This window comes from Christiangramia sp. 3-2217-3z (genome assembly GCF_051195275.1).
Taxonomy (GTDB): Bacteria; Bacteroidota; Bacteroidia; order Flavobacteriales; family Flavobacteriaceae; genus Christiangramia; species Christiangramia marina.
Genome location: NZ_JBNJLI010000001.1, coordinates 683,802 through 708,173, shown reverse-complemented (window position 1 = coordinate 708,173; position 24,372 = coordinate 683,802). Strand labels below are relative to the sequence as shown.

Genomic DNA, 24,372 nt, shown 5'->3' with positions numbered 1-24,372 from the left:
TAATCTTCGATGTTTTTTAAGTTCCATTCAACAAATCTAAAAGTTATGATTTGTTGCGTTAAGTTATTGAACTCAGGTAACTTTTGATTAAACTGCATGAAATGTTAGGTCCCCAAAAAGAAACAGTCCGTAAATTTAGGAATTTAGTATAAAAATTTAAGTTTATAATTTCACAGTGATATTAAAAACTAAAATACTTAAAACTGGTGCTAAATTCACACTTAGTAATCCGATTCCCTTAGTCAAGAACAACCATATAGGTCGGTTATAATTATAAAATGTAACATTCGCTGCAAATTGGACTGTCTAAGATAATAGCAATTAAGATTCACGAAATTTCATTTTTGATGCTCAACAAATATAGCCGTTCTATTGAAACCAAATAAACTTACAATCCATCTAAAAGGTTTGAAATTTTCTCATTCATAGAAGTATATATTATATATTCCTAATTCACCTATCCCAGCATCAAATTTAATTCCGCTAACAATTCGGAATAGAAACTAAAATAGGCGAGCATAAAACTTTTTTGTAAAAGTATCCTGTCTATTTATTTTTTTTAACTACTATATCATAACCTTCCAAAGTCATTTACAAAAGCGAGGGAATTGCTTCAGGCTTATCCTGAAGATCGCAATCCATAACTACAACCCATTCACTATACCTTTTTTAGACCAGCCACAATTGCATTATGTTGCCCAAAATTTCTACTAAATTTTACACCCTTAATATTTCTTGCCTCTTTAACAATTTCCCTCAACTATTTGCCAAGTCTCGACATGACTCCTATCATCGACATAAATAATTTAGTAGTCCAAATCATCAATTGCAAATAAGGTATCATCAAACCTATTAGTTAGTTCCACCAAAGTATTAGCCGATTGATATAATGATTTCAATTAATAATTTAGCGTTGAATCTCAATTTATTATTAGTTTATTTCATTAATCGATTATACTCGGAAACTTTTAGTTTATCATTCAAGACTAATAGAAACTCAGATGTCAATATCTGCTTATTATGATTTCAGAAATTTATCGCTACTCGATTCCAAATGAACCATAGTAGTAGCTATTATTTTCTCTTCAAATTTACCGGCAGCGATATCGCTTGAAATTCTTTGATTAAGGACTTCTACCGCTTTTACTCCTAACTCCGATGGATGCTGCTCGATATAACTAAGTGATGGTGTTAGATATTCTGCGATGTCTTTATTGATATATCCAATGATCTTTAAGTCTTCCGGAATTTTGATATTTTGTTCATATGCCACCCTTGTCGTGATAATCGCGCTTTCAAAATCTGTACAGAGTATAGCTTCAACTTTTTCTGTCACTAACAGCTTTTCGATCTTGGACTTCAAAGTTCCCTCACTACTACTACGCGCTGTAAATATAGGCAAGTTATCCATCGCCTTCTGGTAACCAGATATCCTTAGCTTACCAATACCAACATGATGAATAGCTGAAGCAATCCCTATTCTTTCCAAACCTTTTGCTCTAAAGAATTTCGTAGCATCGTAGAAACTCTTTTCATCATCTACGCCCACTTTATCTGCAGGTAGATTTAGATTAATTCGGTCGTAAACAACAACAGGAATATCGTAATCTAAGAGGGCAAACAGGTGATCATACTCTGCCTTTTTCTGAGTTTCTTCTGAAACTGCAATTAAAACTCCGTCGACCATTCCGGAAGTCAGAAGATCACAAATTTGCTTTTCGCGATCGAGTGATTCATTGGAAATATAGGTGATTATCTGCTGATCATGTAGCTGCGCCTGAGCTTCTATTCCAGATAGGACCCTGGCAAAAAAGCTGTTGGATATATTTGGAATCACAACACCGATAGTTCCTGTCTTGCTTTTTTTTAAATTGACTGCTACCGGGTTTGGCCGGTAGTTGTGAAGCTTTGCTAACTCCTTAACCCTTTCGGCTGTTTTAGGACTAATTTCCGGACTATCATGAAGTGCTTTCGAAACCGTAGAAACACTCACGTTAAGTAACTTCGAAAGCTCTTTTAAGGTTATTTTACTCTTCATAATAAACTGTTGAAATAAATTAATTCAATAATTGCTGCGGAAATACCTGTCTTCATTTACCAATTTGCAAAGAAAAGAATAAATTATGGTTTTGTAGTTATCGGGCTAATCGAACGAATTTTGCGCTGACTAAGAAACACCTTAATTCTTAAGACTGTTAATCACAAACAAGTATTTCATTCCTAAACCTGAAGGATACACATCATTACCTTATTCGTAAACTTCCCGAAAACCCTTGTAAACACTCAGTTAAACTTATCCTAAACACGACCAACCACTTGTGCATAATCTGCTATCATCGTAATTTACATCTACTAAAATTAAACAACCATGAAAGATTACGGAACATTATCCCAGGCTATAAACAAATTGAAATTAGAAGAAGGATACAAACATGATTTCAACCTGCTTGATGAAAAGATCGAATTGAAGTCAGAAAATGCAACATTTGGTGTTGAAGAATTTGAGGTTGATAAAGTCCTGCGATTCGAAGGAATGAGCAATCCTGACGATAATTCGATCCTATATGCCATCACCACCACTGATGGAAAGAAAGGTGTCCTTACCGACGGATATGGCATTTCCAGCGGACAAATATCCAAGGAAATGATGAAAAAACTGGATCTGAAGGATCATAGACCTACAGATTAATGGTTAAAGTTCTACTAAACCATTAATTATAATTTCAATTTTGGTATAATCATTATATTTTTGAATTGAATTTTTAAAAACTATAAACAAAAACTATGAACTATTTAGGATTAGATAAGGAAAAAACTGCTAAAACGGTTTCTGAATTAAATATTTTATTAGCTGACTATCATTTATACTATCAAAAACTTAGAAATTTTCACTGGAATGTAATTGGAAAAAACTTTTTCGATCTGCATGAAAAATTTGAAGAGCTTTACGATGAAGCGAAGCTTAAAGTTGATGAGATAGCTGAGCGTATTCTTACTTTGAGATACCAGCCTACCAGTAATATGAGTGAGTATTTAAAAGACTCAAATTTAAAGGAATCTCCTAGTGATATTTCTGACAGCAAAATGATCGAAATCTTACTGGAAGATCACGGACTACTGCTTAAACAAATGAGAAAAGTGGTGGAAATTGCTGATAAATCTGGAGATGAAGGTACAATTGATCTAATCGGTGCTTATATTAGAGAGCTAGAAAAGACCAGCTGGATGTTGGATGCATGGAAAATGAAAACTTCAGATCAACACAAACCAGTTAAGAAATAAGCAACTTAAAGTATGCAGGAATTTAATCTTCAGGATTCAGTTAAAGGTATATGGGATAAATTAGAGGGATGGCTAGATACTATTATTCTTGGTCTTCCAAACTTCCTTCTCGCAGTGGTTGTCTTTATCATTTTTATTTTTATCGCAAAGTATGTCGGTAAAATATTTGATAAAATCTTTTCCAAAAGTATCAAACAGGATTCCATACGCCAGATGGCCACGAAAGTGATCAAGGCAATTGTAATCCTGATTGGTTTCTTTATTGCATTAGGACTTCTAAACCTAGATACTGTACTAACTTCAGTTCTGGGAGCGGCAGGAGTTGTTGGGTTAGCTATTGGTCTTGCTTTGCAAGGAACTTTGAACAACACTTTTTCAGGTTTAATTCTTAGTTTCCTGCCAGAATTGCAAATTGGTGACTGGGTGGAAACCAATGGGTTTGCAGGATCGGTTATGGAGATCAACCTGAGGAATATTGTGATTAAGCAATCTGATAATAACTATGTTATTATTCCTAATGCAAAGATTATTGAAGAACCTTTCAAGAACTTTACACGGACTGCTCGTTCAAGAGTATTTGTAAATTGTGGAGTTGGATATTCTTCAGACCTAGAGATGGTAAGAGATCTTACTATAAAAACTATTGAACAAATTTTTCCGCAGAGAGGAAATGAAGAAGTAGAACTGATGTTTCAGGAATTTGGAGATAGTTCTATTAATTACGTCTTGAGATTCTGGACAGATGTAACGAAGAATAGAGATATTCTCATCGCCCAGAATACGGCGATTATAGCTATTAAGAAGGCTTATGACGCTAAAGGTATCAATATTCCATTCCCAATTAGAACAATTGATTTTACTAATAAACTGTCAGTCAATAAGGAATGAGAATTACAAATATTCAGACAAAAAAAACCGGCTAAATAGCCGGTTTTTTTGTTTTAATTCGAACTCTAGAACTTTAATCCCAAACTAAACTGTAACCTCGGACCTTCACTTCCAGCGAAGATGCTCGCCTTAGCCTGAATTGCATCTGCACTGTTTATCCAGAGTCCACCACCATAACTATCATGCCACTGGTTACTAGACTCATCATCCAACCACACTCGACCTAGATCGTAACCTCCGTAGATCCCGAGCTGGAAAGGCAGAAAGCTAGTAGATACGGTATTAAAGGAATACCTAAGATCTGCACCAGTACCAAAAGAGCTTTTTCCAGAATACCTCTCAAATCTATAACCTCTTAGTCCGCTATTCGCACCTAATTGAGCCGATTGATAAAATTCAAACTCATTCCCAATATTTATATGTGCTTCTGCTCTGGTCTTCAATACAAGTTTTCTATCCCGGGTCAGGGCATTATAAAAGCCCATATATGGTTTAAAATAACCAAATTGACGATCAATATCTGCTGTATTCAGTTTTGCGCCCAGGTTCAACTCAAAAAGCATCCCCCTGGTAGGAACCAGAACATCGTCATAACTTTCATATCTATACATAGCATCGAGACCTGCAAAATATTTTCTCTGAAAAATATCTTCTTCTGAATTCGTGAATACTTCAGATAAATAACGATTATCATTTTCGGTTACTTCGATAGACTCAAAACTTGCTGTGAATCCGAAAAAGCTACCAAAAGGAGTTTTATTGACTAATGCAGCTTTTGCTGAAATTTCATTGATGCCTACCCTGTTAAAATCCATTCCTAATTCATCTTCGGGGTTAACGGTCTCATTTCCGAAGCCGAAAAAGTTCTCTGAATAATCCGGACTTTGAAAATTAGCTCCGAATTGCAAGTTGTATTTTCCAACGATATTTGCAAATTCCGCCTCATAACCTAACTCAAAACCATTTGTTGCAGAATGATATTCCGCAGAAACAGTATGCTGAGAGGTAAAAGGATTTCGCTTAAATCTATTGATGGCCTTCACATATTCCAACTGAAAATTGAAAGCGTCATCTGGATTATAGCTAAAATCAGGTAAGATAGATCCAGACGCAAAAGTTTTTTTATCCTTATCATACGTATTGATCTCGTAATTATCTGTAAGCCGAAGTTTAGCGTTGTCTAATTGATTTATAGTATTCGGCAGTGATTGATGATCATAAAGCTTTAATTTTGAACCATTTGTAATTGTGTATTCATCATTGTTCTGACCTCCAATCAATCGTACATATATCGCAGCCTTCCCCTCTCCATTCACAAAAATCTTGTCATCATCATCAAGTCCATAAACCCAGATCTCATTGGTCTCGTCTTTCTTATAGACTTTATCGCTCAAAATTTCAGCTCTTTCTCCCTCCTTATTACGAGTAATAGTTACCCTCGTATTTCCATCTATCAATCTTTCAATATCTATGAAATCATCTTTATCTGTTCCGGTTACGATCGCGAGATCTGCTAATTTTTCATAATATCTATTGGCTATATCAATTAAATTATCTCTCCTACCCTGTACATTTCTAATAAGTTCCTGAGTAGTCTCACCAGTGGTTTCTGAGGGTAAATTAGAAAATGCCTTCTGAATTGCTTCATCGGTTACATTTTCCTTTATGTACTCTGCCTGCTCTATCCACGTATTTTTTCCGGTATTTTGAAGTAGTGATCTATCCAGTCCCATTGCAGCGATATTAAACCACTCAACATCTTTGATATCATCTCCATACACAGCGAATTGATTGGCAAATCCTGTGATCGCTCTTAATGTCCCAAAAAACGCTCCATCGAAATTACTGAACACTTGGTCTCTATCCCTGGGAATAGCTTTAAATATGTGTTTGTCACCTTCTTCAATTTCTGCCCATCTCCATTGATCCTGATGCCTGTCCCAATCACCAATAAGCATGTCAAATAAACGCGAGCGAACATATATAGACTCATCCAGTAAGTATTTTTCATCTCTGCGCAGTCTTTCCAGCATGTCTGATGTACTTACAATATCATGATCTGGGGTTCCAAAAGATTCGTAGCCTTTCCAACCTTCTTCAGGTCTTTCAACGATCATATAGATATCATCACCATGCACAGAATTGTATTTTCCTAGTGCTTCCTGCTTAGGCAGGTAAAATATTTCAGGATTAGTATGATAAACTCCTGCAGCTTCGCTAAGCTCTGGAATTGCCATAAATCCGAATGGATGTGCGGCGGTATAGAAGTCTGTAAGCAAGTTTTCTGCTACCGTATTCTCTAATTTGTTTTCTACAGGCTGATTTTTAAAGGCTACACTCTGTAAAAATCTTAGTGCATCTTTTCGAACTCTTCTAATATTATATTCTCTTCCCTGTCTGTCTTTCACTCTAAGTGATACGGTTTGATGTCCGCCGCCTTCACGAACTACTTCTAATCCACCATAAAGTGTATCCAGATCTGCAGTTCTCAAAGTGATCTCTGTACCATAAAGTTCCCGATAGCGTTCACCCCAAACGGTTTCATGAACCGGACTTTTCTCTGTATCCTCTTCTCTGTAAATTGAAGTAGTATAAGTTTCAGGGAATTCATCCGGATAATCCTGAAGTTCGAATGGTACAGGAGTCTCAAGAACTTCAGTTTGATAAAGCAACTTAGGTTTGTTCTCCTGGTTTCCGTAGAAACTTACCCAGGAAGAACCGTCTTTAAAAACATCGAGTACCGCAAATCCCTGTCCTGGATACGCAAACAATCCATCATTACTCAAAGTTGCATAAGAAGCTTTTGAACCGGAACCTGAAACGATTTGCTTCACGCTATCATGCTCAATATATTGCAGGGAATGTTCGTGTCCCGAAGCAAAGATCACTCGCGAAGAACCTTGTGCAATGGTACTCAAACGTGTTGCCAGAGATTTATATCGATTGTTCTGAGCATCCTGAATAGACACACCACCAGTTGTTCTAATTAGTGTTGCTAATGACCCTAAAATTGGAAGAGGGATTTTCTTTTGAGAAGGATAAATATGCCTGTCGAAAGTATATTGCCCACCATGCACGCCATTCGTATAGATTGGGTGGTGAAGTGCAATTACAATGGTTTTGTTCTGATTCTTTTTGATCTCAGATTCTACTTCCAGGAACATTGCTTCCCGTGTTTTAATTTGCTCACAATTATCATTGATCTTGGGATTGTCGTTCCAATCTTCTAAATACCATTGAGAATCTATGACAATCATTTGGATATTATCAGAAACTTCAATAGACTCCATTCCGCAGCCTATTTCAGGACTCCACACAAGAATATCTTCAAATTTCTCTTTCAAATAATCTTTCTGTCTATCAAGTCCTTCCAGCTTCTCATTGTACCAATCGTGATTTCCAGGTATAAAAACCACTTTCCCCTCGTAATTTTCGATTGCATCCAGCTGTGCGTCCAATCGATATTCAGCCTCTTCTCTTCCCGAAGAACCTTCAGCAGGCATCCCGTCTGGATAGATATTATCACCTAAGAAAATAGAAATATTTTCCGTTTTCTTTACTGAATCAAGGTATGATTTGAAGGCTAACAGACCTAGTGAAGAACCGCCCGGAGGCGAATAACCACCATCACCCAGCAGGTAAAATGATTTCTCAATCTCTTTATTAGAGGGAGATCCAAAATCTGAAGTTGATTCTCCATCCCTGTATTTAGGTTCAAGACTGGCACAGGAAATGACCAGTAAAGTTGTAAGTATACCGGCGAAAAGTTTAACTTTTTTCATAGAAAACTGTGGTCATTATTTTTTGTAATTTGGTCCTTGGAATCAAAAATTCATGTATGAATAATCTCGTTGAGAAAGCTGAAAAATTTGTTGAAGATTTATTTAAAGAAAAGTTACCTAACACCTTTATTTATCATAACTACCAGCATACTCAGCGCGTGGTTAAAAGTACTAAAGAATTAATCGAGAATTCTGAAATTAATGTTAAAGACAAGGAGGCATTACTCCTTGCTGCATGGCTGCATGATACCGGTTATATCCATACATACAGAGGTCATGAAGACAAAAGCGCAGAGATCGCGGAAGAATTTCTTCTGAAGGAAAACGCTACTCAGGATCTTATAGATTTGGTTAAGCAATATATCCTGGTGACCAATTTCAGTAATATTCCAAAAACGCCAGGTGAGAAAATAATACGTGATGCCGATAGCTCTCATTTTGGTAAGGAATACTTTGAAGAAACCAGTGAATTCCTGCGACAGGAATTGGAAATGCATAATATCAAAAACTTCACTAATGCGGAGTGGCTTGAGGAGAACATTTATGTTTTTACTGAAAAGCACACCTACTATACAGATTATGCCCTGCAGGAATGGAACCCAAAAAAGGAAGAAAATTTACTGGAGCTTATAGAAGACAAGAATAAGCAGGAAAAGAAATTAAAGAAAGAAGAGCACAAAGCCCGAATGAAGGCCAAATATAAGAATGAAAACCCGGAGAGAAGTATTCAGACGCTGTTCAGGGTTACTCTTCGAAATCATATAAAACTGAGTGACATTGCCGATACTAAGGCCAACATTTTACTTTCGGTAAATGCGATCATCATTTCACTGGCACTTGCCAACCTGATCCCTAAACTGGAAGCAGAATCTAACAAACATTTACTTATTCCAAGTTTAGTACTAGTACTTTTCAGTGTTGCTTCAATCATTCTTTCGATCCTCTCTACCCGGCCAAATGTTACAACCGGAGAGTTTACTAAAGAACAGGTTAAAAACCGGAACGTGAATCTCTTATTCTTCGGAAACTACCATAAGATGCCTTTTGATCAATTCAAATGGGGTATGAACCAGTTGATCAAGGATAAGGATTACGTATACGAAATGTTGATGCTGGATCTTCATCTTTTAGGTAAGGTCTTACATAGAAAGTATTTCCTACTTAGAATGACCTATACGGTATTTATGTTAGGAATTATTATTTCGGTAATCGCCTTTATTCTGGCTTTTTACTTAATGTAATTCCTCCATTAGATCTTCATAATTGATCGTTCTTTCTGGATGATTGGAATCGGGTGAATATAATATGTTTACCCTTATTGCTTTAAGTCCTACAACTCCTTGTACATCTTCCAGTTCCAACAGTTCAACATTATCACCAAAGTAATTCTTTGCCTGAAGATATTTGATATACTGTAGATACTCTCGTTCATCACTTGCCTGAGAATAAACAATTGTAAGTTTTCCTTTTTGAGTAACACGCTCCTCTGTACCTTTTACAAAAGCCTTGTCTATACGTTTTTTAATGATTTCATAACGAGCATTATAAGTTCCGTCTACATCGAACTTTTTCTCATCCATTCTGTATCTTATAGACATGGTGCTATTAAAAACCAGGATTAACGAAGCCGCTTCCAGCATCACCGGAGTTCTTTCCTGTAATTGATAGAACCTGTTCTCCATTTCGCACATCGTACTCAACTGCCACAATCTCAGGTTGAATAAGTAAACTTTGTTGAATGGCCGCTTGTTAGCCATAGATGCGCCTATATACATGTTGTGATCTACACCATCAGTTTTATATCGCTCAAAGTAATGCGGATAAATATTCTGCGCCTGTACCTGTCGCTTATCGATATAGCGCGACATGGTGCGGTTTATTTGTTGTACTGTCTCGTCATATTTTTTTCGGTGATTATAGACTAAACCGGTTTCAGGATTCAGCATGCTGGTATACTTTTCAACGAGTTTCCTGATTTCTTCAGACTGCTTTTTTAGATGGCTCATCAAAGGATTCACTTCTTTCTTCAGCAGATTAAAAACTTTCTGTTCACTGCTGGCATTCAGTCTATCCTGTAGCTCTTCTTTGAAGTCTGAAACACGGTACTTGACCTGATCATAAATTGGAAGTTCTTCAATTTTGTAAGCTTTATCGATGATGTTCATGATAATCTCCAACTGATCCATTAGATCACGTTTGATTGCATCATTCCTGGCTTCAGAAGAAGCAACGATGTCAATCTGGCCATACAATGGAAAAACGTCCTTGAAGGTAATATCCTTAAAAGAAGCAAGTCCGTCCTTATCCAGATCCTTGATAAACTTTTTGGCTTCTCTTTCGAACACCCAAAGAACACTTGGATGGATAGAAGTACACTCACTTTGAATTACTGCTTTAATCCTATTTTCGAAATCGTTGCGGTTTCTCTCCACCGTAGTCACGATATAAGGCAGTATATCGTCTAGCTTTATGGCATTGATACTATTTAATTCATTCTTCCTGCTGGACGCCAATTCTAAAATCCCCAGGAGTTTACCATTCTTAGCAACTGGAGCTAAGAGACAACTTTTCACATCGTTCTTAATAAGATTCTTAGACAGCAGGTTGTCGTTTTTACTTGCATAAGAGTCTACATTGGAAATAGTGAAGTATGCATTATCATCTATTAGGGTTTTAAAACCTTTTTCACATATACCCGACTCACAATCATTGATTAGAACTTCGTCCAGAATAAAACTCTGAGTCTCTTTGTTATCCATTCTTTCAAAAACCATTTCTTTTTTGTTGAAAACAGTGAAACCAACCCGAAGGTCTGAAATGTTATAAATCGAACGGAATATCTCCTGTAGTTTAGCCAACTCCTCCTCTTCGTTCACTTCTTCGAAAAGCAGGGTAGTCTTTAATTCTGAAATGGCATCATCTATAGTAACATCGGTTAAATTAACGATGGTAAAACCTTTGAAAACATAACTATGTGGTGGAATCTTTTCCTTCCAGAGTTCGATATCATCCACATTTTGCAATAGAATATCTACATCTTTCTGGGTGATTTCCGGTGCATCATCTTTACGAATAATGTCGACAAAATCAGCGTTCATAGATATCCTGTAATGACGTTTTATTCCGTCTTCATCCGGAATATCATAGTAAAGTGGTCTGGAAATATCTATTTTGTACCCGTAGGATTTCAGTATTTGTATACTCGAAAAGATATAAATAAGCTCCTCATCCATATTCCGGAACATCAACTTGAAATCTTTTCCAGCATTCTTCAGAATAGCTTTCAATCTTTTGGAAACATTGAAGAGAATATTATGGAATGGAACCGCTGCAGCTTTGATCTCATTATTAGACAAAATGTTCGGAAACAGATCATCCAGCAAGATATTAATGGGAGCGTGATATTTCTTTAAAAGTTTTGGGTCTGAAAAACCTTCAGATAATTCCGGGAATTGACTAACATGGTCAAGCATTTTTTGCATGTACTCCCTGGAAATCTCACTTTCTATCTCATCAAGCTCTTTTTGATACTCTTCGATCACTTTGTGAAAGCTAATCTGAATATCAAATGGAAAATCTTTTAATTGCTGCAACATAACCTGATAATTTAAGGTAAAATTAAATGTAAATGTAGCCTTGAAAGAGCAACGCCTTGAAATTAACATTTATTTATAAGAACGCTATCAGAATGAAGCTTGAGTTCATTATTTTTGCAGAAATAGACATAAAAAATGAAGAAATTCTTATTCTTATTTAGCTCCGTAATTTTCCTATTAACTGGATGTGGAGAAGATAAAGGTTATTATTTAAGTGGTGATGTAAAAGGTGTTGAAAACGGGACTAAAATCTATATCTCAGAACTGGATGGAAAGACTCGTTCACCTAAAGCTGTAGATACAGCCGTTGTTCAGGATGAGAAATTTGAACTGGACATGGAAGAGATTGATCTTCCTGCTCTTAGTTTTTTACGTATCGAAGGAGTGAATGGAAATCTTGTATTTATTGCTGAAAACGAAAAACTGAAATTCAGCATCAATAAAGACAGTATTCGTAATTCACGTGTGAGCGGTGGACAGGAAAATGAAGCGCTTTACGAATATCTCGATCATATGAAAGAGATGAACCGTAAGATCGGGAAAATGCAGAAGGAAGCAAGAACTGCTATGATACAGAAGGATACTGCAAAACTGAAGAGTATTCAGGCAACCGAAACCGAGCTTAAAGACAATGATCGTAAAGCGAAAGAAGAGATCTTCAGTCGGAATACAGATACATTTCTTGCTGTGACTCTACTTGCAGATATGTTGAGCTCTAAGAGTCATAGCTCCAAGGAAGTTCGGGATATGTTTAGTGAAGTTTCAGATCGTATCAAGCAAACTGATATGGCAAAAGATCTGAAGAGTGAATTAGAAAAGATGAAAAATGCTGAAACGGGATCTAAGGCACCAGATTTTGAAGCTCCTACACCAGATGGCGAAATGCTTGCACTTTCTGATCGCATGGGGCAGGTTACAGTAGTAGATTTCTGGGCAGCGTGGTGTAAGCCTTGTCGAATCGAAAATCCAAACCTGGTTAATACTTACAACAAGTACAAAGATCAGGGCTTAAATATTATTAGCGTGAGTCTTGACCGGCCTGGACAGAAAGACCGATGGGTACAGGCTATAAAAGATGATAAACTTGAACAATGGGATCATGTTTCTAATCTTCAGTTCTGGCAGGATCCGGTAGCAAGGTTATACGGAATCACAGCAATCCCGGCGACCTATATTCTTGATAAAGACGGAATTATTGTAGCGAAGAATCTACGTGGTGATGCCTTAGCTGAAAAGATTGGTGAACTACTGAAATAATTCTACTTACTTAGAAAGATACCCGGTTCTTTGAAGGAAGAACAATATTACGATAGGCACAGCTAATAAAATTACCATTAGTAAGTGACTTTCCAGCACCCAGGGAGCCAATATCATGGTTAGAATATATCCACCGGTAGCACCACCAAAATGTGCATCATGACCAATATTATCTGTTCTGCGCTTCATTCCGTATATAGTATAGAGTAAATATCCTATTCCGAAGATGTAAGCGGGAACAGGTATGATAAAGAACAAACCAAGTGTCATATCTGGTTGTAGTAGTATGGCAGAATATAAAATTCCCATGACCGCACCACTGGCACCTACGGCCGTATAATACGGATCATTCTTATGGAAATAGTAAGACAATAAATTCCCCAGTAACAGACTCCCAAGATAGATAATAAGAAAAGCTACAGAGCGTAACTGCCAGATAACCACATTTGCAAAGAAATAGAGTGTTAGCATATTTACAAAAAGGTGGCTTGTATCTACATGCAGGAATCCCGATGTGAATATTTGAAATTTAGAACCTCTTTGAATATCTGAAGTACTGAACTTGTACTTATTGAAGAAGGTTTCATCGCTAAAACCTTTAAAAGAAATTAATGCATTTGCCGCTATGATCACCAACGTGACCAGGCTCAATTCTCCCATTTTTACTAAAGTTTAATTTCAAATATACCATATATTTGCGGAAAGATTTTTTATGCAAGGATTAGTTTTCTGGCTTGTTTATCCCCTACTCTGGCTTATATCCATTCTTCCGTTTCGTATTTTCTATATATTCTCAGACTTTACATATTTCCTGGTTTTTAGGGTCATAGGCTATCGAAGAAGTACTGTACAAAAGAACCTGAAATTGGTGTTTCCTGATAAGCCTTCCGAAGAATTGATACGTATAGAAAAAGTTTTCTACAAGCATATGTGTGACATGTTTCTGGAAATGATCAAAAGCATCTCTATTAGTAACGAGGAAATACAAAAGCGCTTCAAATTCACTAATCTTGAAGTTTTAAGAGATATTGAAAGCAGAAACAAGAGTATCGTCCTGATGTGCGCACATTATGCTAGTTATGAATGGATTATCGCGCTACAACTCTACGGACTCAAATATAAATCCTTCGGAATCTATAAAAAAATACGGAACAGGTATTTTGATGATATGGTTCGCAAGATACGTAGTAAGCTTGGTGTAGAGCTTGTAAATACTCACAAAGCGACCAAGAGAATTATTCAAAATGAGCGAGAAGGATTACAAGGTATTTATGCGATGATCGCCGACCAATCCCCAAGACTTCAGCGTTCTAATCTATGGATGAAATTTATGGGAATTTCTGTTCCTGTTTTTGAAGGATCTGAAAAACTGGCTCGTGGTCTGGACTTGAATGTCATCTACCTACATGTGGAAAAAACCGGTAGAGGGTTTTATGAAGCTACGCTGGTTCCTATAACTGAAAATGCCCCGGAAGAACCGGAGCATTTTATTACTCAGAAGTTTTTTGAACTTCTCGAAAATCAAATTCTTGAGAAACCAGAGTACTATCTCTGGACGCATAAACGCTGGAAACATAGAAATGAACCTGTTCCAGAAGGTGCTACCAGAGTCAGTTAAGCTATGATCTGCTCAATTTCAGATATCATCTTCTGCGCCAGCTCATCTGCTTCCTGTTGAGATTTTGCTTCAGTATAGATCCTGATAATTGGCTCTGTATTGGATTTTCTTAAATGTACCCAATTCTCCGGAAAATCGATCTTTACTCCGTCTACTGTAGAAATCTCTTCTGAAGCGTGTCTTTTTTCAACCGCCTTCAAAACACCATCAACATCCAGATCTGGAGTCAGCTGAATTTTATTCTTACTCATATAATAAGAACGATAACTTGCTCTTATTGAAGAAACCGACTCTTTCTTTTCTGCCAGATATGTAAGAAACAAGGCCGTTCCTACAAGGCTATCTCTACCATAATGTGCTTCCGGATAGATGATTCCGCCATTACCTTCACCACCTATGATCGCGTTTGAATCTTTCATAAGCTGAACCACGTTCACTTCACCAACTGCACTAGCATTATACTCTCCATTATGTTTCTCTGTAATATCTCTTAAAGCTCTGGACGAGCTAAGGTTACTAACAGTGTTTCCGGGAGTTTTGGATAAAACATAATCTGAACAAGCGACCAATGTATATTCCTCACCAAACATTTCACCATTTTCATCTATAAAAGCAAGACGATCTACATCAGGATCTACTACGATCCCAAGATCTGCCTTCTCCTTTTTCATTAAGTCACAGATATCGGTTAAGTGCTCTTTTAACGGTTCTGGATTATGTGGAAAATGTCCGTTTGGTTCACAGTATAATTCGATCACCTCCACACCCATTCTCTTCAGCAACGCTGGAATAGCAATTCCTCCTGTGGAGTTTACTGCATCCACAGCTACTTTAAATTTCGCGGAGGAAACTTTATCAGCATCAACAAGTTTAAGTTTCAAAACTTCTTCAATATGTCTGTCGATATAATCATCGATCACGGTGATTTTCCCAAGATCATCCACTTCAGCAAAATCAAAATTTTCACTTTCTGCAATTTCAAGAATCAGGGCTCCGGCTTCTCCGTCAAGAAATTCTCCTTTACTATTCAATAGTTTTAAAGCGTTCCATTGTTTAGGATTATGGCTGGCAGTAAGTATTATTCCTCCATCAGCATTTTCCAAGGGAACCGCGACTTCTACTGTTGGAGTCGTAGACAAGCCTAGATCGATCACATCGATTCCCAGACCAGTCAGGGTATTCATTGTTAGTTCCTGGATCATCTTTCCAGATATTCTCGCATCTCTTCCAACCGCAACCTTAAGGTTCTTGTTAGTTGAGTTATTTTTTAACCACGTACCATAAGCTGCGGCAAATTTCACTGTATCTAAGGGAGTTAAATTATTGCCGGTTTTCCCGCCAATGGTTCCTCTTATCCCTGAAATTGATTTTATTAATGTCATTATTAGTTATTTATAGGTCCTGATAAGACCTGTAAGAAATTTTACCAAATATAATTGTGTCGCCCCGTACTTTCCAAAACTTAACAAATATTAACCCTGACCCTGTTTAATTCGTATATTCCCGCATGAACTTTCTGGCACATATTTATCTTTCTGGTGATGAAGACCTGGTTAAAATCGGCAATTTTATGGCAGATTCTATCAAAGGGAAAAAATATCGCAAATATGGCCCTCAAATTCAGAAAGGTATAATTCTACATCGCGCCATCGACTTTTATACTGATACCCATCCGGTTTTCAAAGAAAGTAGTCATCGATTGTCTGAAAGATACCGGCATTATAGCGGTATCATCGTAGACATTTTTTACGATCATTTCCTGGCAGCTAACTGGAAAGACTATTGTGATATACCATTGGAGGAATATACCATACAGTTCTATGAGCTACTGAAGCTTAATTACGAGGTTCTACCATCAAATGTCAAGAATTTTCTCCCATATATGATTGAACAAAACTGGCTTTTGAGTTATGCCTCTATAGATGGAATTCAAAGTGTTTTGAATGGTATGAATAAAAGAACGAAGCTAAAATCTGGTATGGATCAGGCTACAGATGAACTAACGTTACATTATGCTGAATTTGAAAATGAGTTTAGGCAATTTTTCGAGGATGTACAGCGCTTTTCAGATCAAAAACTGGAAGAAATAAGTTCTGAAAAATAAAAAGCCCGACATCATATTGGGCCTTTCTTATAATAAGTATCGTCTTTTTATTTAACGAATCTCCATCTTCCATTAATTAACTCAACTTCCCTTAGGTTTTTACCTTTTTCAACATACCATTTATCATTATTTCTCAAAACCATTACAACTTCTATAACGTACCATTCCCCATTAATATATTCCGGCTCTGGATTCGTTGGCTCAGGCTCTGTAGGTTCAGGTTCGGTCGGTTCTGGCTCTGTAGGTGCCGGCTCCTCTTCTCCTGGATACATCACTTCAATACCTTCCTGATCACCGCTGGAAAGCACAGAACGCTGAACAGAATACAATAATCCATCTTTTCGGGTGATCGTAGGCTGTCCATTGGCAGAAAATGAATAAGGACTATACATCATAATTGATCCAAGATCCAGACCAGCAGTATAATCTGCACCATCATAACCGGCCTCTACGTACGTATAAAAATTATGTTCTCTTCCTGAAAGGATATTATTAAAATTTACCGTAATGGTTTGATCCCTGTCTGCTCTACTCTGTTCATGCCATAATACAACGGCATGACCAATCTCGTGAATCGTGTTTCCAGTTGAACAACCATCAGCCAGAGTAATTGGTTGTCTACCTCCTACCATTCCCACATAAGAAGAACATCCTCCTCCGGGAGTGAAATAGACATAATTAGCTTCTGAAGATCGTTGCACAAATTTTACAGCAGTATTGCTTTCCCAATGCGCAATAGCATCTGATACTCTCTGTTGATTAGGTAATGCAGGATCTATATCATAATAAACCACATTTTCAGGCCAGAAGAATTTTGTACGACCAACACTTTTATCCGTTATAAGTACATCTTCATCAGCGTTTAAAACCAAATCCAATGGAGTTTTAGAAATATTTTCTTCTGAAAGAAAAATATCTCCCTGGTATACATACTTACCATTTAGTTCTTCTACTGCAAGTTTTCTACCAGCAAAATAAATATCAGAAACGGTTCCAGATTCATTCGGAAATGCGATTTCTGTAAACTCATCATTCTGGAAGGAAGTAATTTCGTTCGTACCTGTACTAGAATCATCGTAATTCTCTTCGCTACAGGCGATAAAAGCCAATAACGGAAAAGCTAAAATTTTAGGTTTTTCATAAGTAGGTTAATTAGTAAATTTATAAGTCTGAATATGATTTGGATTTAATTCAGACAACTTGAAATTAATCAAGGGAAAATCATCGAAAATTCAAACTCTTGAACTTTCGATGATTAAACTAAATTATTTAAGTGGGTTTGTATTAAGCAAAATACCAGACACCTTCTATCAGCTCAACTCGTTTCCAACCGTACCAACCCATATTGTAATACCATTGATCGTAATATCTCAAAACTGTAAGACCTTCGATAGTGTAGTAATCCCCGTTTATATAGTTCTGAGTTGGTATCTCTTCCCCACCATTAGATGATGGATACATTGCATTGATCCCTGTAACATCACCATTTGAAAGCTGAGATCTTTGAACACTATACGTATTACCATCAGTCTTAGTGATCGTAGGTTGACCGTTTTTAGAAAATGCGTATGGACTATACATCATGATGGAGCCAAAATCTAAATTGGTGGTAAACTCATCACCATCAAAGTTATTCTCCTGGTAAGTCTGGAAATTGTATTCTCTACCGGTTTGAATATTTTCAAAGTTGATAGTAATATGCTTATCTCTATCCACTCGGCTTTGTTCGTGCCAAAGGCCAATGGCATGTCCAATTTCATGAATGGTGTTTCCAATGGAACAGGCATCGGCTAGAGTAATATTCTGCTTCCCGCCAACTTTTCCAACATAAGAAGAACAACCTGATCCCGGAGTGAAATAAATATAGTCTGACTGACCAGATCTTTTCACGAATTCGAGATTAGTGTTTGCTTCCCAATGACTAATAGCATCAAAGACGCGATCCTGGTTGCCTAGCCTGGAATCAATTTCGTAGTACACTGTATTATCTTCCCAGTAAGCTGAAGTTCTACCAACACTTTTAGCTTGAGATACATCATCGCCTTTTTCTAAAACTAAATTTACAGGGCTTTTAGAAGCTTTACCCTTGGGAATCATTATATCCCCTTCAAAAATATAATTACCGTTGACATTCTCTACAGCCATTTTAATACCTGTATAATAAACATCGGTAGCAGTTCCTTTAGAATCTGGAAATGCAATCTCGGTAATATCATCTTTTGATTCTGTTGAAGTGATCTGGGTTTCATTTTCAGCAGTTGCAAGTTCTGAAGTTGAATCCTCGCTACAGCTTATCATTGCAAAAGCTGATAGCAGGAGTAAACTCTTTAATTTTGTCATAAGTAGGTCTTTTTTTAAAATTTAATAGTTAATAATACACTCTGGGTTTAGCAATTCTCATTCCATAAAAATTAACTAATAATTTAGTTAATTTTTTAACAATCTAATTCTTACAAAATGCTTAGAATAAGCCATTTTCAATTTATTCTAATGTTAGCGTTTCAGCATTATAAGGATTTCATTCAACTGGAAAAGACTAATCAATACAAAGTATCCCAGCTACTATGTGCGTGAATTCCTTCATACAGTTAACTGATTTACAATCGTTAACATATATATTTTTTTAATACCTCTACAAAAAAAAACTGTCTGGATTTCTCCAGACAGCCTTACACACACTCCACAGGAGTGGGTAAAAAACCCGCAAATTAGTCACCCCCCGGTTAATTAATCATGCGGGTCTTTTTAAGAATTAATTCACAGAAATTTCGCATATATCAAACTGTGCACTCAAGAAAAATGTTGTTCCATTATAACCTGGAATAGCTAATGTCTCTACTACATTACCTCCTGCGCTAATAGCTCCGCCACTTACTGTTACACCTGATTCACCGTTAGAGTTGATACTAGCGCTTATGGTATATCCAGTAGCTTCATATCCTGAATTCTCATCTAAATTTATAGCTACGGCAATGGCACCTTCAGTAGTTAGAGTTAATCCAATCGTGCCTACAATAATATCTTCTCCAAGACCATCTAAAGTGGAAGCTTCAGCATAGATATTCAAAGGAATTCCAGGTGATTCTGAATTTACAGTAATATTGATTGGAAGAATTTCCCCAAAACCTTCTACAAGATCTTCACGTCCCCAGGTTGCAGTTCCACAATCAGGTCCTCCTATATCTACAGGACAACCGTCTTCATCTACTGTAGTACCAGTTGGAGTTCCAGGACAATCATCCATAGAGTTACGAACGCCATCACCATCATCGTCTGGACATCCTTTATCATTTACTAAAGTACCTTCAGGAGTATTTGGGCATTCGTCCATGTCATTATTAACACCATCACCATCAAGGTCATTGTTTCCAGTATCTCCTCCTCCAGAACCATCTCCGGTTAAGGCACCTTCACATTCACCAATAAGCAGGTGATAATATTCATTTGTTGTTCCATCTCCATTAAGTAATGACTTAACCATGTTCCATGATAAAGTTATTCCCTGGATTGGTGAGTTATCAATGTCACCAGTACCATCCCAATCTTGCGGGTACAGCACCATATATAAGTAAGGTTCGTTGTCACCAAGATTAGCAGGTGGACCTGGAACTACAAGACAAAGTGGATCTGCGTAATACTGACCATCTCCGTAATCTCCGGTTGAAGCCATAGCTGAACTTTCTGTATGATCATAAAGTTGAATACCAGATGCATCCTCTCCAAAGTACAGATCAATACTATAATCGGCTACATAATGTCTTCCATCTTCATCACAGTAGTTTACAAAAAGACATAAAGGATAAATAACCTCAGGAAGTATATCAAAAAATACATATCCATACTCATTTACCATTCTTCTATCAAAACATAGAACTTCTACATCAATGTATGGTTTAGTACCATCTTCAACAGTAAAATCAAAAGGTAGTGCCTGATCTACATATCCATCGAAATCACCATCAGATTCTTTTGGAGCTACCCAGATCAAATTTCCGGTAGAATCAGGATCACCATCATAAACCATAAAACCGTCGAGGCTAATTGTTACCTGGCCATTGTTTGGTACTAATATTTTAAGATCTTCAGAATAGTCGGTAAAATATCCATTTGCATCTTTGAGAATGGCTACATCTGTCTGGTAACTGTTTCCACCGTAGCTAAAATCTATTCTTGCTACAGCTGGTTCAGCATCAGAACAATCAGGAATCGTATTGAAATGATCCTTACTTATGCTTTGAGCAGCTCGATCTACCAGATCATTAAGCGAAGCTCCAAACGTAATTTCCACTGCCTGAAGTTCTGCGTCATCTACTACCTCAGAACTTTCATCCTTACTACAGGATGTAAACATCATAGCGAACACGGCTACCAATGCTATATATTTATTAATAAATTTCATAATTTATATATTTGGTTAATATTTTATTTAAAAAATCCCATCCTGGAGTCAATTAAAAACTTTCCAGGATGGAATAATTTTTATCTAATAACAAGCTACTCCATGAACAATTATCCAAAAACTGGAATCGTCACTCGTACGATCTAGAGTGAAATCTAAATCACCTGTACTTACCTCATCATTTCTGTTATACTGGCCTGGACTTTTTGCTGTATTTCCAGGGTTATCTTCGCTTAAGTAAACGTGAAGATCATCCAAGCTAACTCCTGACTCAAGATCGATATCAAAATTCACCTCGTCTCCATCAACAGTAATCGTTACAGTTCCTACAAGTTCCCCTTTGCTAGTATCGTTTTGACCAGCTCCAGCCCAGAAATTAAAAGTTTTACTGTTGCCATCGATAGTGGTATCGAAGTTTTCAGCCCATCCCCAACGATTACCATTTGAAATGTCATTGATCTGTGTATCACCAAACATAAATGCTGTTTCACAAGTATCACCTCCATCATCTTCCGGGCAACCATCATTATCTGCTGGACCCTGTGTATCTGGACACTCATCTTCACAATCTACTACACCATCATTATCAGTATCAGTAGTACAGTCACCCACTGGACAACCAAAATTATCAGCTGTTCCAGCTTCATCAGGACACTGATCACAGTCTCCGAATAATCCATCACCGTCCAGGTCCTCTCCAGGACATTCATCATCTGGACATCCAAAATTCTCAACGCTACCCGGAACTTCTGGACATTCGTCATCAACATCTGGCACACAATCTCCATCCATATCTCCTTGAGTTGGCACACCAGGACAATCACCTATTGGTGGTTCGCAACCTATAAACAGGTGTATATAGTCTACAGATTCACCATCAGCGCCTAATAATTCATCAACATCATTCCAGTTTAGACCAACTTCTGCTAATGGCGTATTATCTATATCACCATAGGAATCTGTCCAGTCTAAAGGTGTAACCGTATAGAAAAGATATTCAGTAGTAGGATCATCAAAAGGAGATTCTGGTACTACTAAACAAAGAGGGTCTGCAAAATATTCTCCATTAGTTTCACCAGTTGTTGGCGTTTGTGCTGTAGAATAAAGTTTTATACGCTCGTCGCCATTATCATAATAAAGATCTACGCTATAGTTACCTACATAATGTCTACCATTTACGCTTGGGCAATAGTTTGCGAAGAAGCATAATGGATATAGTTTTCCAGGTACCAGATCAAAGAAAGGATAGCCATATTCATTGACCATTCTGCGATCAAAACATAAAACTTCAATGTCGATATAAGGTTTAGTACCATCACGAACTTCAAAAGTAAATGGCAATGGATTATCTACATACCCATCAAACTGTCCGGGTGTAGTCTCTATTGGAGCTACCCAAATTAGCTCACCATCATCATCTGGATCACCGTCATAAACTCGAAAACCATTTAAAGTCACGGTTACAGAACTATTATTAGCTACTGGTATTTTTAGATCTTCTGAATATGCTGTATAGAAGTCTGATCCATCATTCAGGATATCCACATCTACGTCATAATTAGTACCTCCATAACTGAAGGCTATACTAGCTACCGCTGGAAGTGCATCTGAACAATCAGGAATTTGGTTAAAATGATCTTTGTTTACGCTCATGGCACGGTTTGCCAGATCATTTAATAAAGCTCCAAATTGTAAGTCTACAGACTGAACATCTGTGCCCGTTTCAGAGGAAGATTGATCTTCCTGGCTACATGACATCACCAGCAACGCTAACATTGCTAACAATCCCATACAAATTTTAAAATGTTTCATTTATGTTGTGTTTTAAGTTGATTAAAAAAACAGGGGACACTTATTTCAAGTGTCCCCTTTATATTATTGAACTAGAGAAAGTTCTCCACAAGCTACTGGTAAAGTAGCATTGCCATCAAGACCATGAATTACGATCACGTTCTTATCAAGAGATGTGAGATTTTCCATTTCGTCGGCTGAGAGTGTGAAAACTCTTTCGTAGATATAATTTCCATTTGCATCGGCAACAGGGAATTGATCTTCAGAAACAGATAGCCCCAGTTGAACAGGACCATAAACAAGACCTCCTTCTTCAAGAGTTAAAATTCCGTCAGCACCAGCATCTTCCATAGTTGGACAGGTTGCATCCTGTTGAACTCCCTGTACAGGAGCAAATCCATGAATATGCTGTAGATGACTCATTCCTGCAGTAGTATTAGTAGCAAGTACGGTTACATCAAATTTATTTCCTGTTTTTGCAACAGAAGCCAAGGCTATAACACCAGAATCATTTAATTCTTTAGCACAAGTCTTATAAACCATGGTATCGTCACGAGGATCATCAAAGATTTGTGGATCATCAGACTCTCCACAACCTTCAAAGAAGTGGTAGTATTCCAGGTTATCATCGCCATCAAAAAATGTTCTAATTTCCAGATCTGTTAGAATTGCAGTTCTAATTAATTCTCCTTCATTAGCATCATAGTCAGGACCATCTTGAATTCTAATTTCAATACGATATCTATCGGTTTCGTCTAATCTATCTGGTAACACGATACATAATGGGTCTGCAGAATACTGTCCGTCTTCTTCAACGATCATATTTTCTATACCTCCATCATAAAGATCTACAAGATTATTACCGTTTTCATCCACTGTCCATACATTCACGCTATAAGAAGCAAGGTAGTGTCTACCAGATGGAGGACAGAAGTTTCCAAAAATACAGAAGTTGATTAGTTCAGTATTTTCAAGTTCAAAGAATACATATCCATATTCATTTACCATACGTCTATCATAACACAGAACTTCAATATCAATGTATGGTTTCGTACCGTCTCGAACATCAAAATCGAATGGTAGAGGATTATCTACATATCCATCAAACTGACCTTCTTCAGAAGATTTAGGCGCGATCCAGATAATATCTCCATCTGTATCAGGATCTCCATCATACACCATAAAACCAGTTAAAGTAACGGTAGTCGTACCGTTATTTGCTACTGGGATTTTTAATGCTTCAGAGTAATCTGTGAAATATGCAGTTCCATCAAACAGAATATCTACATCTGTTGAATAATTCTGCCCTCCATAGGAAAATTCGATCCTTGCTACTGCAGGTGTAGCATCTGAACAGGTTGGAATCTGGTTAAAATGGTCTTTATTCACCTGCACGGCCCGGTTTACCAGTTCGTCAAGTGATGCTCCAAAAGTGATCTCAACAAATGCAGAATCTTCACCTGGATTCATTTTTTCGTTTTCATCTTTGCTACATCCGGTGAGCACTAAAGCACACATCGAGAAAATAGCGAGGTATAAATTAAATTTTTTCATGATTAAAAAGTTTTGGTTAATAAATTTTCGAATGGTTAATAAATGTCTGGTCCAAGGAACGATATATGTTCGTGGATAAAGGTTCTTAAGATTTGATCTTA

At 37.1% G+C, this 24,372-nt stretch carries 17 protein-coding genes; 7 read left to right on the top strand and 10 right to left on the bottom strand.

From position 1 onward, the window contains the following. Nucleotides 1–1,018: 1,018 nt before the first annotated feature. A complete protein-coding gene (locus ACSHZO_RS03315; protein WP_298246638.1) occupies nt 1,019–2,038 on the bottom strand; it encodes a LacI family DNA-binding transcriptional regulator in 1,020 nt (339 codons plus the stop codon). A 330-nt stretch (nt 2,039–2,368) separates the two neighbouring features. Between ACSHZO_RS03315 and ACSHZO_RS03310 the strand changes: the two genes are divergently transcribed. The 3 genes from ACSHZO_RS03310 to ACSHZO_RS03300 all read left to right on the top strand — a co-directional run bounded on the left by ACSHZO_RS03310 (nt 2,369) and on the right by ACSHZO_RS03300 (nt 4,170). After that, on the top strand, nt 2,369–2,689 hold the full coding sequence (locus ACSHZO_RS03310) for a phosphoribosylpyrophosphate synthetase (protein ID WP_298246637.1): 321 nt from the start codon (nt 2,369–2,371) through the stop codon (nt 2,687–2,689). 95 nt (nt 2,690–2,784) lie between these two features. Next, a complete protein-coding gene (locus tag ACSHZO_RS03305; RefSeq protein WP_295182694.1) occupies nt 2,785–3,282 on the top strand; it encodes a Dps family protein in 498 nt (165 codons plus the stop codon). Nucleotides 3,283–3,294: 12 nt separating this feature from the next. Further along, entirely contained in the window at nt 3,295–4,170 is an 876-nt protein-coding gene (locus tag ACSHZO_RS03300) for a mechanosensitive ion channel family protein (RefSeq protein ID WP_298246636.1), read from the top strand. A 65-nt stretch (nt 4,171–4,235) separates the two neighbouring features. Here ACSHZO_RS03300 and ACSHZO_RS03295 read toward each other — a convergent pair whose 3' ends face one another. Beyond that, nucleotides 4,236–7,952: a metallophosphoesterase gene (locus ACSHZO_RS03295; protein WP_298246635.1), complete on the bottom strand. Its 3,717-nt coding sequence runs from the start codon at nt 7,950–7,952 to the stop codon at nt 4,236–4,238. Nucleotides 7,953–8,008: 56 nt separating this feature from the next. Between ACSHZO_RS03295 and ACSHZO_RS03290 the strand changes: the two genes are divergently transcribed. Next, nucleotides 8,009–9,193: a Pycsar system effector family protein gene (locus ACSHZO_RS03290; RefSeq protein ID WP_298246634.1), complete on the top strand. Its 1,185-nt coding sequence runs from the start codon at nt 8,009–8,011 to the stop codon at nt 9,191–9,193. On the opposite strand, the gene ACSHZO_RS03285 is transcribed toward ACSHZO_RS03290, so the two are convergent. After that, nucleotides 9,185–11,548 carry a GAF domain-containing protein gene (locus tag ACSHZO_RS03285; protein WP_298246633.1) on the bottom strand — a complete coding sequence of 788 codons (2,364 nt, stop codon included), beginning with the start codon at nt 11,546–11,548 and terminating at the stop codon, nt 9,185–9,187. The two genes, ACSHZO_RS03290 and ACSHZO_RS03285, sit on opposite strands and share 9 nt — an antisense overlap. A 135-nt stretch (nt 11,549–11,683) precedes the next feature. On the opposite strand from ACSHZO_RS03285, the gene ACSHZO_RS03280 reads away from it, so the two are divergent. Then, on the top strand, nt 11,684–12,805 hold the full coding sequence (locus tag ACSHZO_RS03280) for a TlpA disulfide reductase family protein (RefSeq protein WP_298246632.1): 1,122 nt from the start codon (nt 11,684–11,686) through the stop codon (nt 12,803–12,805). 6 nt (nt 12,806–12,811) lie between these two features. Here the strand turns inward: ACSHZO_RS03280 and ACSHZO_RS03275 are convergent, their stop codons facing one another. Then, nucleotides 12,812–13,465: a rhomboid family intramembrane serine protease gene (locus ACSHZO_RS03275; protein WP_298246631.1), complete on the bottom strand. Its 654-nt coding sequence runs from the start codon at nt 13,463–13,465 to the stop codon at nt 12,812–12,814. A gap of 52 nt (nt 13,466–13,517) precedes the next feature. Here ACSHZO_RS03275 and ACSHZO_RS03270 point away from each other — a divergent pair, with 52 nt between their 5' ends. After that, nucleotides 13,518–14,423: a lysophospholipid acyltransferase family protein gene (locus tag ACSHZO_RS03270; RefSeq protein ID WP_298246630.1), complete on the top strand. Its 906-nt coding sequence runs from the start codon at nt 13,518–13,520 to the stop codon at nt 14,421–14,423. Here the strand turns inward: ACSHZO_RS03270 and glmM are convergent. Next, entirely contained in the window at nt 14,420–15,805 is a 1,386-nt protein-coding gene (gene glmM, locus ACSHZO_RS03265) for a phosphoglucosamine mutase (protein ID WP_298246629.1), read from the bottom strand. The two genes, ACSHZO_RS03270 and glmM, sit on opposite strands and share 4 nt — an antisense overlap. Before the next feature lie 125 nt (nt 15,806–15,930). Here glmM and ACSHZO_RS03260 point away from each other — a divergent pair, with 125 nt between their 5' ends. After that, nucleotides 15,931–16,527, top strand: a complete 597-nt coding sequence (locus ACSHZO_RS03260; RefSeq protein ID WP_298246628.1) for an acyl carrier protein phosphodiesterase — start codon at nt 15,931–15,933, stop codon at nt 16,525–16,527. Between the two features lie 47 nt (nt 16,528–16,574). Here ACSHZO_RS03260 and ACSHZO_RS03255 read toward each other — a convergent pair whose 3' ends face one another. The 5 genes from ACSHZO_RS03255 to ACSHZO_RS03235 all read right to left on the bottom strand — a co-directional run bounded on the left by ACSHZO_RS03255 (nt 16,575) and on the right by ACSHZO_RS03235 (nt 24,271). Then, nucleotides 16,575–17,636 (bottom strand): M12 family metallopeptidase, encoded by a 1,062-nt coding sequence (locus tag ACSHZO_RS03255; protein WP_298246627.1) that lies wholly within the window; start codon nt 17,634–17,636, stop codon nt 16,575–16,577. A gap of 175 nt (nt 17,637–17,811) precedes the next feature. Further along, complete coding sequence (locus ACSHZO_RS03250) at nt 17,812–18,867, bottom strand: M12 family metallopeptidase (protein WP_298246626.1); 1,056 nt, start codon at nt 18,865–18,867, stop codon at nt 17,812–17,814. Between the two features lie 412 nt (nt 18,868–19,279). Next, nucleotides 19,280–20,926: a thrombospondin type 3 repeat-containing protein gene (locus ACSHZO_RS03245; RefSeq protein WP_298246625.1), complete on the bottom strand. Its 1,647-nt coding sequence runs from the start codon at nt 20,924–20,926 to the stop codon at nt 19,280–19,282. 84 nt (nt 20,927–21,010) lie between these two features. Then, nucleotides 21,011–22,738 (bottom strand): hypothetical protein, encoded by a 1,728-nt coding sequence (locus ACSHZO_RS03240; RefSeq protein ID WP_298246624.1) that lies wholly within the window; start codon nt 22,736–22,738, stop codon nt 21,011–21,013. Nucleotides 22,739–22,801: 63 nt separating this feature from the next. Further along, complete coding sequence (locus tag ACSHZO_RS03235) at nt 22,802–24,271, bottom strand: hypothetical protein (RefSeq protein WP_298246623.1); 1,470 nt, start codon at nt 24,269–24,271, stop codon at nt 22,802–22,804. Between the last annotated feature and the right edge of the window lie 101 nt (nt 24,272–24,372).

Coding starts and splice junctions, on each gene's coding strand:
- ACSHZO_RS03295 (WP_298246635.1), bottom strand. CDS start 7,952: ATGAAAAAAGTTAAACTTTTCGCCGGTATACTTACAACTTTACTGGTC.
- ACSHZO_RS03315 (WP_298246638.1), bottom strand. CDS start 2,038: ATGAAGAGTAAAATAACCTTAAAAGAGCTTTCGAAGTTACTTAACGTG.
- glmM (WP_298246629.1), bottom strand. CDS start 15,805: ATGACATTAATAAAATCAATTTCAGGGATAAGAGGAACCATTGGCGGG.
- ACSHZO_RS03275 (WP_298246631.1), bottom strand. CDS start 13,465: ATGGGAGAATTGAGCCTGGTCACGTTGGTGATCATAGCGGCAAATGCA.
- ACSHZO_RS03280 (WP_298246632.1), top strand. CDS start 11,684: ATGAAGAAATTCTTATTCTTATTTAGCTCCGTAATTTTCCTATTAACT.
- ACSHZO_RS03300 (WP_298246636.1), top strand. CDS start 3,295: ATGCAGGAATTTAATCTTCAGGATTCAGTTAAAGGTATATGGGATAAA.
- ACSHZO_RS03250 (WP_298246626.1), bottom strand. CDS start 18,867: ATGACAAAATTAAAGAGTTTACTCCTGCTATCAGCTTTTGCAATGATA.
- ACSHZO_RS03270 (WP_298246630.1), top strand. CDS start 13,518: ATGCAAGGATTAGTTTTCTGGCTTGTTTATCCCCTACTCTGGCTTATA.
- ACSHZO_RS03235 (WP_298246623.1), bottom strand. CDS start 24,271: ATGAAAAAATTTAATTTATACCTCGCTATTTTCTCGATGTGTGCTTTA.
- ACSHZO_RS03240 (WP_298246624.1), bottom strand. CDS start 22,738: ATGAAACATTTTAAAATTTGTATGGGATTGTTAGCAATGTTAGCGTTG.
- ACSHZO_RS03290 (WP_298246634.1), top strand. CDS start 8,009: ATGAATAATCTCGTTGAGAAAGCTGAAAAATTTGTTGAAGATTTATTT.
- ACSHZO_RS03310 (WP_298246637.1), top strand. CDS start 2,369: ATGAAAGATTACGGAACATTATCCCAGGCTATAAACAAATTGAAATTA.
- ACSHZO_RS03260 (WP_298246628.1), top strand. CDS start 15,931: ATGAACTTTCTGGCACATATTTATCTTTCTGGTGATGAAGACCTGGTT.
- ACSHZO_RS03305 (WP_295182694.1), top strand. CDS start 2,785: ATGAACTATTTAGGATTAGATAAGGAAAAAACTGCTAAAACGGTTTCT.
- ACSHZO_RS03285 (WP_298246633.1), bottom strand. CDS start 11,548: ATGTTGCAGCAATTAAAAGATTTTCCATTTGATATTCAGATTAGCTTT.
- ACSHZO_RS03245 (WP_298246625.1), bottom strand. CDS start 20,926: ATGAAATTTATTAATAAATATATAGCATTGGTAGCCGTGTTCGCTATG.